The organism is Caulobacter endophyticus, from assembly GCF_003116815.1.
GTDB lineage: Bacteria > Pseudomonadota > Alphaproteobacteria > Caulobacterales > Caulobacteraceae > Caulobacter > Caulobacter endophyticus.
This window is the reverse complement of sequence record NZ_QDKQ01000032.1, coordinates 26714-44637: the sequence shown is the minus strand read 5'-3', so window position 1 is coordinate 44637 and position 17924 is coordinate 26714. Positions and strand designations below refer to the sequence as shown.

At 69.8% G+C, this 17924-nt stretch carries 16 protein-coding genes; 5 read left to right on the top strand and 11 right to left on the bottom strand.

The window, feature by feature from the left end; all coding sequences use genetic code 11:
- Positions 1-122: 122 nt before the first annotated feature.
- Positions 123-1010 (bottom strand): metallophosphoesterase family protein, encoded by an 888-nt coding sequence (locus DDF67_RS08000; protein WP_109100368.1) that lies wholly within the window; start codon positions 1008-1010, stop codon positions 123-125.
- A gap of 151 nt (positions 1011-1161) precedes the next feature.
- On the opposite strand from DDF67_RS08000, the gene DDF67_RS07995 reads away from it, so the two are divergent.
- The 3 genes from DDF67_RS07995 to DDF67_RS07985 are packed head-to-tail and all read left to right on the top strand — an operon-like array spanning position 1162 to position 4036.
- Entirely contained in the window at positions 1162-2214 is a 1053-nt protein-coding gene (locus DDF67_RS07995; protein ID WP_109100373.1) for a CDP-alcohol phosphatidyltransferase family protein, read from the top strand.
- Positions 2214-3125, top strand: coding sequence for a diacylglycerol/lipid kinase family protein (locus DDF67_RS07990; protein WP_332888320.1), 912 nt, complete (start codon positions 2214-2216; stop codon positions 3123-3125). The genes DDF67_RS07995 and DDF67_RS07990 overlap by 1 nt, the downstream gene beginning before the upstream one ends.
- Positions 3122-4036, top strand: coding sequence for a hypothetical protein (locus tag DDF67_RS07985; protein WP_109100366.1), 915 nt, complete (start codon positions 3122-3124; stop codon positions 4034-4036). The genes DDF67_RS07990 and DDF67_RS07985 overlap by 4 nt, the downstream gene beginning before the upstream one ends.
- A 59-nt stretch (positions 4037-4095) precedes the next feature.
- On the opposite strand, the gene spt is transcribed toward DDF67_RS07985, so the two are convergent.
- From spt to DDF67_RS07935, 10 genes are all read right to left on the bottom strand, one after another.
- Positions 4096-5310, bottom strand: a complete 1215-nt coding sequence (gene spt, locus DDF67_RS07980; protein WP_109100365.1) for a serine palmitoyltransferase — start codon at positions 5308-5310, stop codon at positions 4096-4098.
- A 3-nt stretch (positions 5311-5313) separates the two neighbouring features.
- On the bottom strand, positions 5314-5565 hold the full coding sequence (locus tag DDF67_RS07975) for a phosphopantetheine-binding protein (protein WP_109100364.1): 252 nt from the start codon (positions 5563-5565) through the stop codon (positions 5314-5316).
- A gap of 79 nt (positions 5566-5644) precedes the next feature.
- Positions 5645-6595 carry an NAD-dependent epimerase/dehydratase family protein gene (locus tag DDF67_RS07970; protein ID WP_233247575.1) on the bottom strand — a complete coding sequence of 317 codons (951 nt, stop codon included), beginning with the start codon at positions 6593-6595 and terminating at the stop codon, positions 5645-5647.
- Position 6596: 1 nt separating this feature from the next.
- A complete protein-coding gene (locus DDF67_RS25985; RefSeq protein ID WP_109100362.1) occupies positions 6597-8312 on the bottom strand; it encodes a fatty acyl-AMP ligase in 1716 nt (571 codons plus the stop codon).
- Complete coding sequence (locus DDF67_RS07960; protein ID WP_109100361.1) at positions 8309-9724, bottom strand: lipopolysaccharide biosynthesis protein; 1416 nt, start codon at positions 9722-9724, stop codon at positions 8309-8311. Before DDF67_RS07960 ends, DDF67_RS25985 begins: the two co-directional genes overlap by 4 nt.
- On the bottom strand, positions 9721-10881 hold the full coding sequence (locus DDF67_RS07955; protein WP_109100360.1) for a glycerophosphotransferase: 1161 nt from the start codon (positions 10879-10881) through the stop codon (positions 9721-9723). The genes DDF67_RS07960 and DDF67_RS07955 overlap by 4 nt, the downstream gene beginning before the upstream one ends.
- A gap of 12 nt (positions 10882-10893) precedes the next feature.
- Positions 10894-11505, bottom strand: coding sequence for an LPS export ABC transporter periplasmic protein LptC (gene lptC / locus DDF67_RS07950; protein ID WP_109100359.1), 612 nt, complete (start codon positions 11503-11505; stop codon positions 10894-10896).
- An 88-nt stretch (positions 11506-11593) separates the two neighbouring features.
- Positions 11594-12754, bottom strand: a complete 1161-nt coding sequence (locus DDF67_RS07945; RefSeq protein WP_109100358.1) for a DSD1 family PLP-dependent enzyme — start codon at positions 12752-12754, stop codon at positions 11594-11596.
- 3 nt (positions 12755-12757) lie between these two features.
- Positions 12758-14032, bottom strand: a complete 1275-nt coding sequence (locus DDF67_RS07940; protein WP_109100357.1) for a D-arabinono-1,4-lactone oxidase — start codon at positions 14030-14032, stop codon at positions 12758-12760.
- Positions 14033-14114: 82 nt separating this feature from the next.
- Positions 14115-14777, bottom strand: a complete 663-nt coding sequence (locus DDF67_RS07935; protein ID WP_109100356.1) for a TetR/AcrR family transcriptional regulator — start codon at positions 14775-14777, stop codon at positions 14115-14117.
- Positions 14778-14925: 148 nt separating this feature from the next.
- Here DDF67_RS07935 and DDF67_RS07930 point away from each other — a divergent pair, with 148 nt between their 5' ends.
- Both DDF67_RS07930 and DDF67_RS07925 read left to right on the top strand, forming a co-directional pair.
- Positions 14926-16011 carry a serine hydrolase domain-containing protein gene (locus DDF67_RS07930; RefSeq protein ID WP_109100355.1) on the top strand — a complete coding sequence of 362 codons (1086 nt, stop codon included), beginning with the start codon at positions 14926-14928 and terminating at the stop codon, positions 16009-16011.
- A 109-nt stretch (positions 16012-16120) separates the two neighbouring features.
- Positions 16121-17521: a M20/M25/M40 family metallo-hydrolase gene (locus DDF67_RS07925; RefSeq protein ID WP_408608598.1), complete on the top strand. Its 1401-nt coding sequence runs from the start codon at positions 16121-16123 to the stop codon at positions 17519-17521.
- Positions 17522-17924 lie beyond the last annotated feature (403 nt).

Below are 17924 nucleotides of genomic sequence, written 5' to 3'. Positions count from 1 at the left end.
TGCGATCCATCGCGGAAACTCCCGTGAACGGCATCCAGACCTCCACAGCGAAGGCCCAAAGGTGTCACGGATGTCCCGGCACACCTGTTTCGGATGTCTCCGGTCTGAACAAGGGGGAGGATCTAGACAAGGGAATACCGACCCAGCTCGCGGATCCCCCCGGTAGCCGGATCGAGCCCGCGCGCGATCACCCGCAGCGAATAGCCGCCCTCGCGCGGTTCGATCTCCAGCGCGTGCCAGCGGGCCGGCGAGTGGCCGCCGGTCCAGGCCGACGCCGAGGGCGCGCCGAGCACGGGAATGGCGCGGCCGTCGGGGCCGGGCACGGTCGCGATCAGCGACTGGTGGGCGTGGCCGTGCAGAACGAGATCGGCGCCCCGGCGGGCGAGCACCGCGCGAAGTTGCGCCTGGTCGTCGAGTTGCTTGCGGCCGGCCACCGTGCCGGCGGTGGGCGGGTGGTGCAGCAGTACGACCTTGAAGCGGTCGGCGAGCGCCGGATCGGCCAGCAGGGCGTCGAGGCGTTCGAGCTGGGTCGCGCCCAGGCGGCCGGTGGCCAGGTGCAGGGCGGTGGGCACGGCCGAGCACAGGTTGATGATCGCTGCGGGGCCGCGCAGGCGCACCTGCGGGAAGGCCGCCTCCTCGTCGTCGCCCAGCCAGGCGGACCAGGGGGCGAAACGGGCCTGGTCGGTCTGGCCGACCAGGGCGTCGTGATTGCCGGGGCTGACGGTGACCGTCTCGGCGGGGCCGAGGCCTTCAAGCCAGCGGCGGGCGGCGGTGATCTCTATTTCCGAGGCGAAGTTGGTGAGATCACCGGTAATCGCCACATGGTCGGGGGCGTGGGCCTTCAGGTCGGCGACCAGGGCTTCGAGGACTTCGAAGCGATGAATCTTGTGCTTGCGGCGCCAAGCGATGCGGCTGAGCAGGCGCTTTGAGGCCAGGTCGCGCCAGCCGAACGCGCCCGGCGGCGGCGGCAGGTGAGGGTCCGACAGATGGGCGAGGCGGAATATCGACAAGAGGGACCGGCGCGATTGTGGCGAATTTCGGCGAAGCTGCTTATCAATCGCCTCGGCTTTCAAGGGGTTTAAAGTACCGGTGACCGGCGAAATCAATCCAGTCGCTTCGCGCGCCGTGACGGTGGGCGACAGCGAGGCGCGCATCTGGGGCATGACCTCGGGCGAGCGGCTGTCGCGCATCTATCGCCGGATCGGCGTGCCGGAAGGCGCGGGCGAGGGCGGCGGCGCGATCGCGGTCCATGCCGGCTGGGTGTTCGACGAGTCGCTGATCAAGGCCCTGGCCGGCCGGCCGTGGGCGGTTCTGGTCGACGACTCGGGCGCGCCGACGGCCGTGAACGCCCCGGCCGAGGCGGCCGCGGCTGCGGTCGCGGCCCTGGCCGAAGGCAAGGATCCCTCGACGATCGACGCGCGCTTCGTTCGCCTGACAGCGCTGGAGCTGGGCTCGGCCTACAATAGCGCCCTTCGCAAGCGCGAGCCGCCGGTGCTGGAGCGCCTGACCAGGGACAGCGTTCGCGCCGTCGAAAAGCGCCTGTTCCAGGGCTCCTACAAGGGCGTCACCGACCTCGTCACCAAGTATGTCTGGCCGACCCCGGCGCGGATCGTCACCCGCTGGTGCGCCCTGGCGAAGATGACGCCGAACCAGGTGACCTTCATCGGCTTCCTGCTGACCATCGCCGCCTTTGTGCTGTTCTGGCGCGGCCAGTTCGGCTGGGGGCTGGTCTGCGCCTGGATCATGACCTTCCTCGACACCGTCGACGGCAAGCTGGCCCGCGTGACCCTGACCTCGTCCAAGTGGGGCAACGTCTTCGACCACGGCATCGACCTGGTGCACCCGCCGTTCTGGTGGTGGGCCTGGTACGTGGGCGTGTTCGCCGTCGGCCTGTCGATGCCTTACGCGCCGTGGCTGCTGGCCATCGTCGTTGGCGGCTACGTGGCCCAGCGGGTTGAGGAGGGGATTTTCCTGGCCCTGTTCAAGCTGGAGATGCACGCCTGGCGGCCGTTCGACAGCTTCTTCCGGCTGATCACCGCGCGCCGCAACCCCAACCTCATCCTGCTGACCGGCAGCGTTCTGGCGGGCCGTCCCGACGTCGGCTTTACGCTGGTGGCGGCCTGGACGGCGATCTGCTTCCTCGTCCACGCCCTGCAGATCGTGCAGGGCGCCCTGGCCCCCAAGGGCTCGATCCAGTCCTGGCTGTCGCGATGATGCGCGTCGGCGTCGTCAGGAACCCGCGCAGCCACGCCAACCAGGGCCGGGTGCATGCGCCCACGCCCGAAGGCGTGCGCGTGGTCGAGCCGGCGACGCGCGAGGCGCTGGGACAGGAACTGGCCCGTTTCGCCGAGGAGAAGATCGACCTTCTGGTCATCGACGGCGGCGATGGCACGGTGCGCGACGTGCTGGGCCTGACGCCCTCGACCTTCGGCGACGACATGCCGATGCTGGCGATCCTGCCCTCGGGCAAGACCAACGTCCTGGCCATCGACCTGGGCGCGCCGCGCGACTGGCGGCTGGAGGAGGCCCTGGCGGCCGCCGCCGGGGCCGAGCCGCGCATCAAGATTCGCGCTCCGCTGGAGGTGCGCTTCGCCGACGGACGGCCGCCGCTGCGCGGCTTCTTCTTCGGCCTGGGGGCGCTGGTGCGGGCCACGGCCCTGTCCAAGCGCGTTAACCGCATGGGCGTGTTCCAGAGCCTGTCGGTGGCGGTGACCCTGGCCGGCGCCACGCTGGGCGCATTGTTCGGCGGCGCGCGCGACCAGTGGCGCCAGGGCGTGGCGGTGAAGGTGGCCATGGATGGCGAGGCGCAGCCAGCCGGCGAGCGCTTCGTGCTGCTGGCCACGGCGCTGAAGCGCCTGCCGTTCAACCTCAAGCCCTTCGGTGAACCGCGCGAAGGGCTGAAGGTGCTGGACGTCGACGCGCCGCCCCAACGGCTGCTGCGCATGCTGCCCACGGTGCTTTCGGGCAAGGAGAAGCCGATCCTAGAGGCGCGCGGCTATCGCCGGCGCGATCCGGCCGCGCTCTACGCCTCGGGCCAGTTCGACTTCGTGCTCGACGGCGAGGTGTTCGAGGGCGGCAAGCTGGCCCTGGCCCTGGGCGCGCCGCTGCGCTTCGTGGTCGGATGAGCGCGGTCCGGCCGCTGGTCGAGGCCGAGCTGGCGCAGTCGATCCCGGCGCCGATCCGCGCCTTCGCCGAACACCTGACAGGCCTCTTTCCGACCGCCCAGGCAGTGCTGTTCTACGGCTCGATCCTGCGCACCGGCGACCTTTCGGGCGTGCTGGACTTCTACGTGCTCACCGCGCGGCCGCCGCGCGGCCTGCGCGGCGTGGCCACCCGGATCCTGTGGCCCGACGTCAGCTATCACGAGCTGGAGCACGAGGGGGTGACCCTGCGAGCCAAGGTCGCCTCGATGACGCTGTCGCGGTTCTCTCAGGCCGTGAAGGGCAGGGGGATCGACACCACGCTGTGGACCCGCTTCGTGCAGCCCTCGGGCCTGGTCTGGGCCGCCGACGCGGCCGCGCGCGAGGCGGTGGTCGAGGCCGTGCGCCGCGCCGCCCGCACCGCCGCCCGCTTCGCCACGGCCCTGGGCCCACAGGAGGGGCCGCCCGAGGCCTATTGGACGGCGCTGTTCCAGGAGACCTACGCCGCCGAGTTCCGGGTCGAGAAGGCCGGCCGCGAGGCCTCGATCCTGGCCTTCGATCCCGCCCACTACCAGCGCCTGCTGCCGGCCTGCTGGGCCGACGACGGCCGGTTCGACGGCGAGGGGCGGCCGGCGCCGCAGATGTCGGCCATCGAGCGCAAGCGCCTGAAGGCGGCCTGGCGGCTGCGGCGCAATCTCGGCAAGTCGCTGAACGTGGCCCGCCTGATCAAGGCCGCCTTCACCTTCCAGGGCGCGGCCCGCTACGCCGCCTGGAAGATCGAGCGCCATACCGGCTTCAAGGTGGTGCTGACCCCCTGGCGCGAGCGCCATCCGGTGCTGGCCGCGCCGGGCATCCTGCTGGGCCTGTGGAAGTGGCGCAGGGCGCGGGAACGCTAAGTAAGAAAAAGCCCCGGTCTCGCGACCGGGGCTTCGTCTTTTCAGCGGTGCGCCTGCCTTCAGGCGAAGGCGCGCTGCTGGCCGTCGATGACGCCCAGCGCCGTGCCGACCTCGGCGAACACCTTGAGGACCTGGTCGATCTGCTCGTGGGTGTGGGCGGCGCTGATGCTGGCGCGCAGCAGCGGACGGCTGTCGGGCGTGGCCGGCGGCAGGGCGAGGTTGAGGTAGACGCCCGACTGCAGCAGGCCGTTCCACATGGCGATGGCGCGCTCGACGTCGGGCATGGTGGCCGCGACGATCGGGCTGGCGGCCGGGCCGGTGACGAAGCCCAGGGCGGTAAGGCCGTCGTACAGGCGGCAGGCGTTGCTGTTGAGCTGCTCGCGCAACTGCGGCTTGGCGATCATCTGCTCCAGCGCCACCAGGGTCGAGGCGACCACGGCCGGCGGCAGAGAAGCGGTGAACATGTACGGACGGCAGATCACCCGCATGACTTCGAAGTCGTCGAGGCTGGAGACGCAGAAGCCGCCGATGGCGCCCAGGCTCTTGGAGAAGGTGCCGACGATGAAGTCGACATCGTCTTCCACGCCCGCGGCCTCGGCCAGGCCCCGGCCGGTGGCGCCGAGCACGCCCATCGAGTGGGCCTCGTCGACCAGCAGGTAGCCGCCCATCTCGCGCTTCACGGCGGCGATTTCCTTGAGCGGCGCGGTGTCGCCGATCATCGAATAGATGCCTTCGACGACGATCAGGCGCTCGCCCGGGACGTCCTTGAGGCGACGCAGGCGCTTGGCCAGGTCTTCAGGGTCGTTGTGGCGGAAGCGGATGACCTCGGCGTGGCCCAGGCGCGAGCCGTCGTAGATCGAGGCGTGGCTGTCGGCGTCGAGGATCAGGTGGTCGCCGCGGCCGACCAGGGTCGACAGGACGCCCAGGTTGGCCTGATAGCCGGTGGTGAACACCATGGCGTGCTTGCGGCCGTAGAACTTGGCCAGCTCTGTCTCCAGGGCCACGTGGGCCTCGAAGCTGCCGTTGGCGATGCGGGAACCGGTGGTGCCGGTGCCACGTTCCTGGACGGCCTTGACCGAGGCGGCGATCGCCTTCTCGTCAAAGGTCAGGCCCAGATAGTTGTTGGTGCCCAGCAGGATGGTGGGACGGCCGTCGACGATGCCCTCGGTCGGCGAGACCACGGCGTCGAAGCGAACGGTGAACGGGTCGGCGCCCGCTTGCTGGATGGCCTTGTACGCATCGCGATAGGCCAGGTGCTTGTCGAACAGACCCATCGGTCAAGCCTTGGTTCGGAGATCGTTGATCAGTTTTGAGAGGTCGCCGGCGGTTTCCACCGCGGCGAGGCGATCGAGCGGGATGGAGATGTCGAAGGCGTCTTCGAGCTCCATCACGATGTTCATCAGGGCGAGGGAATCCACGGCCAGGTCGCGGCCGATGTGGGTTTCGTTCGTCACCTCGACCGTGCGGCCGAGCACCTTGCTCGTCGCCAGCCCGATCTCACGCAAACTCAGATCTGTCACTGTATCCATGCCAAACGCCAGACGCCCCCGTCAAAGCACTGTGACCGCACCGTAACAGTGTCTCTGTCAGATATCTGCCACAATTGAGCTAGTCGCTGTATTTTTTCGACAACCAGCCGGCCGACCGATACCAGTCGACGGTTTCGCCGAAGCCGCGGGCAACATCGTGACGACTCGGCGACGACGCAAGGGATGGATCGTCCGAAAACGCCCAATCTGCATGCGACAGTTCGCGCGCCTTGCCCGATCCGAACACCGACGGTTGTCTTGAAAATCTACTCGCCATATCGGCGATGCTTCCAGCCGCGCGGATCAGGCCTTCGGGCACGCGCAGCAGGCGAGGCGGCTTGGCGCCGACGGCGGCAGCCGCGGCGCTCATGATCTCGCTCCAGGCATAGCCGTCCGATCGCGCGTCGCAGATTGAGGCCAGGCCCGCGCGGCGGCTCAGGACCAGATCCAGGATCTGGGCGGCGGCGTCGCGCACCTCGATCATCGCCACGCGCGAGGCCGGCGACAGCACCGGCAGCAGGCGACTGCCTTGCGCGGCCGCGAACAGGCCGACGGTCTCGCGGTCGCCGGGGCCGTAGATCGCCGGCGGGCGGATGATCAGGGCCTCGGGCGCGACGGCCAGCACCGCCTCTTCGCCCGCGCGCTTGCTGGCGGCGTAGTCCGAGAGTTGCGGTTCGCGCGCGGCGAGGCTGGAGACCAGCACGAAGCGGGCGCCGGCGCGCGTCGCAGCCTGGGCCGCGGCGCGGGCGCCGTCGACATTGACCTTGTCGAAGGCTGCGCGGTCGGCGGCCTTGATCAGGCCGGCCAGGTGGATGACCACCTCGGCGCCGTCGCACAGGCGCTCCAGCGCCTTGGCGCTGGACAGGTCGCCCGGCACGACCTGCGGCTCGATCCCGCGCCAGAAAGGCGAGATCGGGTCGCGGCGAGACAGGATGCGGGGCGCAAGGCCTCGCTCGGCGATGGCGCGGACGAGGTGCTGGCCAAGGAAGCCGGTGGCGCCGGTGACGGCGATAGTCCCGGCGCCTTCCACCTCAGGCGCGCTCGTAGGCGCCGGCCAGATAGGCGGCCTTGGCCTTGGAGCGGCTGAGCTTGCCCGACGAGGTCTGGGGCAGGGCGTGGGCGCCGACCAGCTTGACCTGGGTCTCGACGCCGTGGCGCGAGCGCAGCACGCCGGCCACGGTCTCGACGAGGGCCGCGCGGCTGTCGGCGTCGCCGCCGCGGGCCTGGACCAGGATGGTGACGATCTCTTCCTCGGCCGCATCGCCGGGGACGGAGAAGGCGGCCACGTCGCCGCTGCGCAGTCCGGGGACCTCACGCTCGGCGGTCCACTCCAGGTCCTGCGGCCAGATATTGCGGCCGTTGAGGATGATCAGGTCCTTGGCGCGGCCGGTGATGACGATTTCGCCGTCGATCAGGAAGCCCAGGTCGCCGGTGTCCAGCCAGCCGTCGGCGTCGAGCACGCGGGCGGTCTCTTCGGGCTGTTCGAAATAGCCGCCCATCAGGCTGGGACCCTTGGCGAAGATGCGGCCGACGTGGCGTTCGGCCACGGGCTTGCCGTCGGCGTCGCGGACTTCGAGCTGATGGTGGGGCAGGGCGGCGCCGCAACGGGCGAAGGCCCGGGCGCGGGGCGCGTCGGCGCCGACCGTGACGGCCAGATCGTCGCGCTCCAGGCGCTCGATGTCGAGGATCTCGACGCGCAGGCCCTTGCCCAGCGGGGCCATGGAGAGCGCCAGGGTCGCCTCGGCCATGCCGTAGCTGGCGACATAGGCTTTTTGCGAGAAGCCGACGGCGGCGAAGCGCTCGGCGAAGGCCTCGACCGGGGCGGTGCGGATCATGTCGCCGCCCAGGCCCGCGCTGCGCCAGCGCGACAGGTCCAGGTGCTCGATCGAGGCGGCCTCGGCCCGGCGGGCGCACAGCTCGTAGCCGAAGGTCGGGCTGTAGGCGATCGTGCCGCCGTTGCGGCTGATCAGGTCGAGCCAAAGCAGCGGCCGGCGCACGAAAGCGCCGGTAGGCAGCAAATCAACGCTCATCTGGCTGGTGAGCGGGCTGAGCAGGAAGCCGATCAGGCCCATGTCGTGATAGAGCGGCAGCCACGAGACGGCGCGGTCTTCCGGCTTAACCTGCAGGCCGTCGCGGGTGATGGCCACGGCGTTGGCCATCAGGGCCTTGTGGGTGACGAGCACGCCGGTCGGAAAGCGCGTGCTGCCCGAAGAGAACTGCAGGTAGCAGGCGTGATCGGGCGTGATCTCCGGCAGGGTCGCGCCAGCGTCTTGCGGCAGCGCGGACAGCGGGGAGGCGAAGTCGAGGCTGGCGGCGTCGCCGATCTGCGTCAGCCACTCGGCCATGCCGGCCGGGCCGATCAGGATGCGGGCGCGGGCCGAGACGCACATGCGGCCGATCTGCTCGATATAGGCCTCGCGGCCGCCGAGCGGCGCGGGCAGGGGCAGGGGGGCCGGAACCAGGCCCGCGTACTGGCAGGCGAAGAAGGCGCGCACGAAGTCGCCGTCGGTCTCGGCGATCAGGGCGACGCTGTCGCCGACCTTCACGCCGCCGACGGCGAGCAGCCGGCGGGCCAGGCCTTGGGCCTGTTCGCGCAAGGCCGTGTAGGTCAGGGCCTCGACCAGTTCGCCGCGCAGCGAATGCAGGTTGATCCCGGTCTCGCCGGTCGCGGCGAAATCCAAGGCGGCGGTCAGGGTCGGGAAGTCGGCGAGACGGACGGTCCTGCCGGAAGCGGTGGGCGTATTCATTGCGGATCGCCTTTGCGCTCGTTCCGGGGGTCCGCGCAAGTCTGTTCAAGCGGCTGAGCGCTTTTGTCCTCGCGCTCGGCGGCGGCTTCCGCAGCGAGACGCGACCGGAGGGTGATGAACATGCCGATCGCCATGCAGGTCGAGGCCAGCACCAGGGCCGCGCCGGCGCCGGTCAGGTCGAAGATCTGCAGCAGGGGCACAAGGGCGGCGAAATAGATGGCGATGACGACGATGCGCACGCGCAGGGCCGCGCCGGCCGCGTGCATCGAGACCAGCATCGGCTCGATCGGCAGGGCCATGATGCTGATGGCGGCTGCGGCGACCTGCCAGCTCATGATGCCGGCGGCCGAGGCGTATTCGGCGCCCATGATGATGGTCAGCAGCCAAGGGCCGGCCAGCAGGCACACCAGCAGCAGCACCCCGGCCACGCCGCCGCCGATCAGGGCGATCTGGCGGGCCAGGCGCAGCATGGCCGCGTCGTCCTTTTGGGCGCGCAGGCGGGCGAACTCGGGATGCAGGGCCGGCAGCATCAGGCGGGCGGGCTTGGCCATGCCGTCGGCCACCTGGCGCCCCACGCGCCACATGGCGGCCGGCGCGGGGCCGACCAAGGCGCCGATGGCCAGGGTCAGGACGTGGGTGAAGCCGACCTCGATGGTGCTGCTGAAATTGGTCGCCCAGGCGAAACGCCAGACGCCGGGCAGGCCTGCGCCCAGCGGGCCAAAGAGGCTGAAGCCGTCCAGCAGCCCTCGCTGCAGCAGGCTCCATACGGCGATGACGGCGACATAGAGGAACGAGGCGACGGTGCCGGCCGCCCAGGCCAGCAGGAACATCTCGATCGGCGCGTCCATCGAGGCGGCGATCGCGCAGCCGATCAGGCGCACCGCCGAGGAGACCACCTGCTCGGCGGCCAGCATGCGGAAGCGGTCGAACAGCCTCAGCAGGCCCACGCCCGTGGCCGAGGTCATGACCCCGATCGACAGGCAGTAGAGCGCGGCTTCCGGCGCCAGTTCGTCGGGCCAGCCCATGTAGTGGCTGAACAGCAGGCTGCCGCCCACGCCGATGGCGACGCCGGCCACTGCGCCGATGCCGTCGAGCACCAGGGCCAGGCGCATGACCTGCTGGAAGGTCTTGCGGTCGCCGTCCATCAGCGGCTTGGCGCCGTACTGCACGACGGTCTGCCAGGACTGGAACTTGGCCATCTCGCCCAGGGCCTGGGCGAAGGCGTTGATCAGGGTCAGGAAACCGAAGACCTCGATGCCGAGGCTGCGGGTGGTCACGGCGATATAGGCCAGGCCGACGATGGCGTTGAGCCCGCGCCCGCTGAGCAGGGCGCCGACATTGGCCAGCATGCGGGTCAGGGGATTGACCTTGGTTGCGTCCTTTGGAGGCGCGTCCTTGAGGGCGGCGTTCATCGGTCGAGGGCGGACAGGCGGTCGACGATGGCGCGGGCGGCGCGCTGCGACGAGGGGGTGTCGGTCAGGTCGAAGGTCTGGGCCACGCCCGTCTTCTGGGCGCCCAGGAAGTCGCCGTGGCCGGCGATGGCGGCGGCGACCGCGTCGCAGATCCCGTCGGCGGTCTCGCGCACGGGGCCGTACAGCCAGTGATGGAAGCTTTCGTCGCCCTTCCAGTCGGCGTGCGACGGGTTGAGGAACAGGCAGGGCTTGGGCTTGCGCAGGAACTCGTAGACCTGGCTCGAGACGTCGCCGAGATAGAGATCGGCCTGACGGGTGTAGGTCATGTCGAAGGCGGCCGGGCCGCCCAGATCGACATGGATGCGCGGATGGCCCTCGAAGCCGGCCACCGCGCGGCGGTCGGTCTCGGACGCGGTCTCGAACAGGCGGACGTGCGGCGCGAAGATCAGGTTGAACCGCTCGTCGGCGGCGAACTGCTGCAGGATCGACAGGCCAAAGGCGCTCCACGAACCCAGGGCTTCATGGAAGTGCGGGTTGTAGACGACGGTCGGCAGGGCCCGAGCGAAGGCGGGGGTCACGCTGGGGGGGAGGGCGTCGACCAGGTCGAACTTGGGATAGCCGACCATGGCGCAGGCTTCCGGCTTCACCCAGCCCTCGTCGATCATCCGGTCGCGCTGCTTGGGGCCGGCGGCCATCACCAGGTCGAAGACCCGAAGGCGCGGCTCGAAAGGGCCGCCGCGATCGCCGGCGCCATGCTGGGTGTAGACCAGGGCGGTGCGGCGTACGCCCAGCTTGCGCAAAAGAGCGGTGGTGCGCTCGGGCGTGACCACCGCGTCATAGGTCGACAGCCGGCCGGCGTTCAGGGCCAGCATCAGGGCTTTGGGCGGCGGGGCGTTCTTCGAGATCCTCCGCAGCCAGGCCGGCGGCAGCAGGCGCAGGGTGACGGGCGCGCCGCCCAGGGCGTCGAGCATGCCCTGGATATAGTCGAGGTGCCCGGCCGAGGTGGCCGCGATCTCGACGCGGATCTCCGGCCAGTCGCGGGCCATCGCCACGGCGATCGACAGGCTGTGCCACACCTGGTGCGGTTGGGCGATGTAGAGGAAGCACACGCGCGTGGCGCGGGCGCGCTGCTGGTCGAGGAGGCCGAGGCCGTTCATGGGGCGGTCGACCTAGCGGGGCTGGACGCGGGTGCGGACGCGACCCTTGAAGACCACGCGATCGCCCTTGTCGCTGACGCTGTAGCTGTCGGCGCTGACATTGCCGCGCGGCCCGGCGCCGGCCACCGGCGCGCCGCCGACGACCTCGCCGGTCTTGGTGTCGATGCGGGCTTCCTGCGAGGCGAACTGGTAGCCCTGGCCGTTGTCGATCTTCACGTCCTGGGTCAGCACCAGGATGTTCTGGGCTTCCTGGTAGATGCCGTCCTTCGACGTCACCTTGCTGGCGTCGGGCGCGCCATAGCCGCGCACCAGGGTCGGCTCGACCAGCTTGACCTTGTTGGGATCGGCCGCGTCGCGTTCGGCGCGGCGGGCGGTGATCAGGAAGGCGCGGCCGTCGCGCATGGCGCCGGTGAAGCGCGGATTGTCCATGGCCAGGGGCGCGGCGGTCGCGGCCTTGGAGGCGTTGTGGGTGTCCAGCATGCGCCAGGTGGTCTGGCCGATGACCACGCCCGACAGGCCGACCGCCAGCACCAGCAGGCCAGCGCGCGCCCAGCGCGCCGAGCGCCGGCGCCGGTTGCGGCGGGGCTTCTTGGCAGGAGCGGCGGAGAGGGCGGCGGTGGTCATGCGGGCGGACGATCCAGAACGGACGCCATGGATAGTCTTCAACGCGTCCGACGCCCAAGCGGTTTTTCTGAAGGCGAAGGCGGGGCTGTTACCGTGACCGCCCCCGCGCCGTGACCGGCCAGATGGCCACCAGGGTGTCGCCCTCGACCACGTGATAGGCGTCGTAGAGGTTGACGGTGGGGTCGCAGTGCGGGGCGGCCAGGGTGACGCGGGCGCCCAGAGACGGGGGCGCGCCTGATGACGGAACCAGCGCTCCGTGCTCGTCGCCCATGAAGAAGTAGCGCGAGCCTTCCGGGGCGCCGGCCACGACCTGGGGCGGATCGGCGTCAGTGGACATCGCCTTGAAGCCGGCGTCGACCGTGACCATGCCGGGGCTGTTGGCGCTGACCACGCGGGCGTCGATGAATAGAGAGCGCTTGTAGGGGCTGGCCTCGGCGCCGTCGCCGGCCCCGGCACCCGTCAGGTCGCAGGCCAGGTACTGGTCGTCCATGAACACGTAGGAGCCGACCTGCAGTTCGGTGAAGATGCCGAGTTCGGCGTCGATGCGGTGCGAGCCGGTGCCCGAGCCGCTGACGATGGCCGGTGCGCCGCCGGCGGCGGCCAGGGCGTCGATCACCTCGCGGATATAGGCGCCGCGATCCTCAAGCGCGCTCTTGCGGACGTCGAAGGCTTCGATGTGCTGCTGGACGCCGCAATAGCATTGCAGGCCCTGGTAGCTCAGTGACGCTTGAGCCTGGATCGCCTGGAACAGGGCGACGGCGGCATGGGGCGAGGCGACGCCGGTGCGGTGGATGCCGGGATCCAGATCGATCAGAACCTCAAGCGGCTTGCCGCTCGCGCTCGCCGCTACGCCCAGGGCGGCGACGTTGTCGGGATGGTCGACGACGACCTTGAGGCCTTCGGTCGCCAGGTTCAGCGCGGCCAGCCGGGCGATGGCGGGAGCCGAGACCACTGGCGAGGTGATCAGCAGGCCGCTCGAGACGCCCTGCGCCGCCAGGGCCTCGGCCTCGCCGATCTTGGCGCAGCACAGGCCCACGGCGCCGGCTTCCAGTTGCAGGCGGGCAATGTCGGCGCTCTTGTGGGTCTTGGCGTGCGGGCGAAGCTTCAGTCCCTTGGACGCGGCGAAGTCGGCCATGGTCGCGATGTTCGCCGCGAGAGCGACGCGGTCGACGACCAGCACGGGCGTATTCAGCTGTCCGCGGGAGCCGGAGTGGCCGACGAGCGCGGCGTGCAAGGCGATGTCGGTCATCGGTCAGATCCCGAAAAGCTGCGAGAGGTGGGCGTTGGCGAACTTGGCGGCCGGGTCCCAGGCCTTCCGCACCCGCAGGAAGTCTCCGGCGCGGGGATAGAGGCGATGGACGTCGGCGGGGGTGAGGGTATGGCGCTTGGCCCAGTGCGGCCTGCCGCCGCTGTCGGCCAGTACGGCCTCCATTTCGGCGAAGGCCGGCCGCCAGGGCATCTTGGCGTACTGGTGGAACGAGATCGAGGCGCCCGCGCCGATGTTGAACGGGCTCATCCAGATGTCGTCGCCGGCCACGAGGCGGAACTCGAACGGGAAGGTGATCGGCAGGCGGCGCTTGCGGATGTGGGCCATGGCCGCCTTCAGGGTAGGCAGGCCGGCGGCGCGCGGCATCTCGTATTCCATCTCCTCGAAGCGGACGTTGCGCTCGGAGGGGAAGACCTCGTAGGCCGGGCCGGCGCGGCGGGCGGGCTTGCCGGCGACCTTCATCATCAGCTTCTGCAGCGGCGCGGTCAGGACGGGCAGGGCGGCGCACAGGTCGCAAATCGTGCGGAAGGTGTCTTCGTCGCCTTCGCCGCTCTTGCCCAGGGCTTCGTCGGCGGCCTCGGCCGGGACGGGGTGCAGGGTCTTGAAGATGACGTCGTCGCTGTAGGGAAAGACCCAGAACTCCATATGGCGAGTGGCGGCGGCCAGATCGTCGAGACGCTCGGCGACCTCGGCCAGCGGCATGCGGCTGACCCGTTCTTCGAGGTAGTAGGCTGGGACGACGTTGATGCGGATGGCCACGGCCACGCCCAGCAGGCCGAGCGACACGCGCTGGGCCTGGTAGAGCTCGGGCTCCAGGTCTGGTCCGCATTCGACGAGGCGGCCGTCGGCGGTCATCAGTCGAAAGCCGCACGCCTGGGTCGACAGGCTGCCCAGCTCCGCCCCGGTGCCGTGGGTGCCTGTTGCCGTGGCCCCGGCCAACGATTGCGGATTGATGTCGCCTTGATTGATCAGCGACAGCCCCTCGGTCCAGAGGGCGGCGGTCAGGCGCTTGAGGCTCCAGCCGGCGGGAGCCCAGGCCGTCTTGCGGTCGGGCGCGATCTCGACCGCGCCTTCCAGGTCTGACAGGTCGAGCAGCAGGCCGCCCGTTTCGCAAAGCGGCATGAAGGAGTGACCGGCCCCGACGACGCGCACCTTGTCGGCCTCGCGCACCAAGCCTGACAGCTCCTCGACCGTGCGCGGCCGGGCTATCCTGCTGGGCGTGGCCGCCACGCTGCCCGACCAGTTCTTCCAGCCCTCCATCGGCGCTCCCCCGCTGCGATGGACTGACGATAGTAAAAACTATCGTTATTGCAAGCCGGTGTTATGCGGCGAGGTTCCTCGCTTACAGCGGGGTATCGAACGTCTCGAAATAGCAGTCGAACAGCCGGCCGATCTCTTCGGCGAGGGCGGACGCGTCCTGCCCTGGCTCCTCGACAGCCATTTCGGTGGCGGCGTAGGTCAGTTCGACCATCATCCGCGTGGCGGTGCGGATCCGAAGCGGCGAGACGCTCGGGAACCGCGCCGTCAGCACCTCGCCGAACTGGCCGGCGACCATGTCGCGCGAGGCGAAACGCAGCTGCTGCAGCATCGGCACCGCCCGCAGGGCCCGGCCGATGGCCGCGCCGCCGGGAAAACGGCGGGTCATGCCGATGACGTCGGTCAGCAGGGCGGCGGTCTTGGCGACGCGCTCGCTGGCGGTCGCGCCTTCCAGGCCGCCGGCCTCCATCCAGGCGAACACCGCATCGTCCTGGAGCCGCATCAGCCGATCGCCCAGCTCCTTCAGGATCGCGTACTTGTTGGGGAAGTAGCGATAGAGCGCCGGCGGGGTCAGGCCCGCGCGCTTGCAGATGGCGTTGGTGGTCAGCTGCTCGAAGCCGGACTCGATCAGCAGTTCGCCGGCGGTGGCCAGAACCACCTCGTAAGTGTCCTGGGCGCGGGCCTGGGTCGGGCGCAGTTTGGCGTCGAGCGGGATGTCGGCGGCCGGATCGACCGTCGGCTTCGGCATGGGGGTCTCCTGAAGTCCCCACCAGACCTAGAGCGCTTCTCGTCGAATGCCAATGTTCGCTCATTGCCAAAGCTTAACGGGACTTGGGGGCGGGCCTGGGTCAGGGTCGTCGCCATCGCTGGGGGCGGCGGTTTGTGGGGAGTTTTCGATGATCGACCGACGCGGCCTGTTCGCCGCCGCCCGAGCGCTGTGCGCCGCGCCAGGCCTTTCGTTCGCCGCGCCGACGAAGCTGGGCGCCGACAATCCCGTGGTGGACGCCTTCGTCGCCGAACAGAAGTTCCAGGGCGTTGTGATGATCGGGCGCAAGGGCAGGGCGTCCTATGTTCGCGCCTTCGGCATGGCCGACATCGAGGCGGGCGCGCCAGCGACGCGCGAGACGGTCTATGGGATCGCCTCGATCTCCAAGTGGCTGACCACGATCGCCGTGCTGCGGCTGGTGGAGCAGGGCAAGCTGTCGCTGGACGCGCCCATCGCCACCTGGCTGCCCCGTCAGCGGCCCGAGACCGGCAAGACCGTGACCCTGACGCATCTGCTGTCCAACACCACCGGCATTCCCAACGGCTTCTCGCCGGCCCTGAAGCTCGATCCGGAGATCCTGAAGCGCGAACTGTCGGCAGCCGAGGCGGTGACCCTGTTCTGCCAGGGCGCCCCGCTGTTCGCGCCCGGCGGCAAGTTCGACTACGCCCTGACCAACTGGTTCGTCGTAACCGCCATCGTCGAGGCGGCGACGGGCAAGCCGTTCCAGGCGGTGGTCGAGGAACTGACTACCGGCCCGCTGAAGATGAGCCGCACGCGGGCCGGCCGCGTCGACGCCGATCCGGGCGTGGCGGCCTCATACTATGCAGGGCCGCCCCTGGCGCGACGGGAGAACCCGCGCCTGTCGGTGATGGCGGCCGGCGGCGGCTATTTCAGCACCGCCGACGACCTGCTGACCGCGGCGCACATCGTCTTCGACACGCCTTTCCTGAGCGAGGCCTCGCGCAAAGCCCTCACCACCATCCTCGTGCCCGACCAGGACTATGCTCTGGGCGGCCGGGTGCGGACCCTGACCATCGACGGCCAGGCCCGGCTGGCCGGCTGGGAGACCGGGCGCACGGCGGGCTTCCGTTCGGTGCTCGGCCACCGGTTCGACACCGGCGACCAGGTGGTGATCCTCAACAACACCGACCTGTCGCAGAAGGCGCTGGATCTCTTCGCCGACAGGCTGTTCGGGGCCGCGCCCCGCCCTGGGTGAGGCGATTTTCGCCTTTCCTGACGACTGCTGACAAAAGTGGGCGCGGGGCAGGGTTCTCCACCGGAAGAGCGATGCTATGACAAGCACGCCTTAGGGGAGAATCCTGCTCATGATCCGCAGCCTGCTGACCGCCGTCGCCGCTTCCGCCCTGCTCGTGGGCGCGGCCCAAGCTCAAGACGTCAAGATCGCCGAGGCGCTGCGCGACAAGGCCCTGACCGATCGCCTGGCCTGGGACATCACCGAAGACCTGACCACCAACATCGGCCCGCGCCTCGTCGGCTCGCCGGGCATGGAGCGGGCCAAGGACTGGGGCGTGGCCAGGTTCAAGGCGCTGGGCTTCACCAACATCAAGGTCGACCAGTTCGCCAAACCGTCGTGGACTCGCGGCGAAGAGAGCGCCGAGCTGGTCGCGCCCTATCCGATGAAGCTGTCGATCGTGGGCCTGGGCCGCACGATCCCGACGCCGGCAGAGGGCGTTGAGGCCGAGGTGGCGCTGTTTACGACCTATGCCGAGATGGTCGCCGCCCCCGCCAGCGCCATCAAGGGCAAGATCGTCGTCATCACCCAGCCGATGGTCCGCGCCCAGGACGGCGCCGGCTACGGCGTCGCCGGGATCTCGCGCCGCGCCGGCCCGGTCGAGGCCGCCAAGCGCGGGGCCGTGGCCCTGCTGATCCGCTCGGTCTCGACCTCCAGCTCGACCGTTCCGCACACCGGCGTGACCACCAACGGCGCCGACGTCGTCACCATTCCGGCGGCCGCCCTGGGCGTGCCCGAGGCCGAGCAGCTGGAGCGCCTGGCCAAGAAGGGTCCGCTGCGCATCAAGCTGAAGCTGGCCTCCAGCCTCGACGCCGGCGACGTGGCCTGGAACATCTCGGCCGACATCAAGGGCTCGGAAAAGCCCGACGAGGTGATCGTCATCGGCGGCCACCTCGACAGCTGGGACGTGGGCACCGGCGCCTTCGACGATGCGGCCGGCATCGCCATCACCACGGCCGCGGCCAAGCTGATCGGCGAGCTGCCCAAGCATCCCAAGCGCACCATCCGCGTCGTGATGTGGGGCTCCGAAGAGAGCGGCGGCTCGTCCGACGCCTTCCTGGCGGCCAACAAGTCCAACCTGGAGAAGCTGGTTCTGGCCGGCGAAAGCGACACGGGCGCCGACCGCATCTACAGCCTGCAACTGCCCAGGGGCTCCGAAGGCCACCCGGCCATGAAGGCGGCGATCCGGACGCTGAGCCCGCTGAAGATCTATTTCGATCGCAACCCGGCCGCGCACGGCGGCGCCGACATCGGCGGCATCGAGGGCGCGGGCGTGCCGGTGGTGAACCTCAATCAGGACGCCAGCCGCTACTTCGACTATCACCACACGGCCGACGACACCCTGGACAAGGTGGACCCGATCCAGCTGGCCCAGAACGTCGCGGCCTGGACGAGCTTCATCTACCTGGTGGCCGACAGCGACATCGACTTCCGCGCCCTGAGCGCCGCCGCGCCGGCTCAGGCGGGTCACTGACAGTTCGTCCCCTTCGTCGTCATCCCGGAAGCCGCGCAGCGGCTATACGGGACCCAGGGGGCCGGGCTCGGCGGATCTATCGAGCGCCCAGGCGGTCGCCGACGCAGTGCGGCGGCCTCTGGGTCCCAGCTCTGCACTTCGCTTCGGCCGGGATGACGAGCAGGGAAGGGAAGCTCCCAAACACTCCCAGCGCGTGCGACGCGTCGCCGCGACCGTCGGGTGAGTCAAAACGCCGCAAAGCGTGGCCGTTCATACTTTATGTGCTCATCCACAGATTTGCGGCGCCGCATCATAGCGCCGCAAACGCCTCCCCCAGCAGGGAAAACGCGCCGTAAACCCTGACTGCGCAAGGCTGCGAGGGGTTAACGCCTGTCCCAGAATGGTGCGCGTCTTGGTTGCCGAG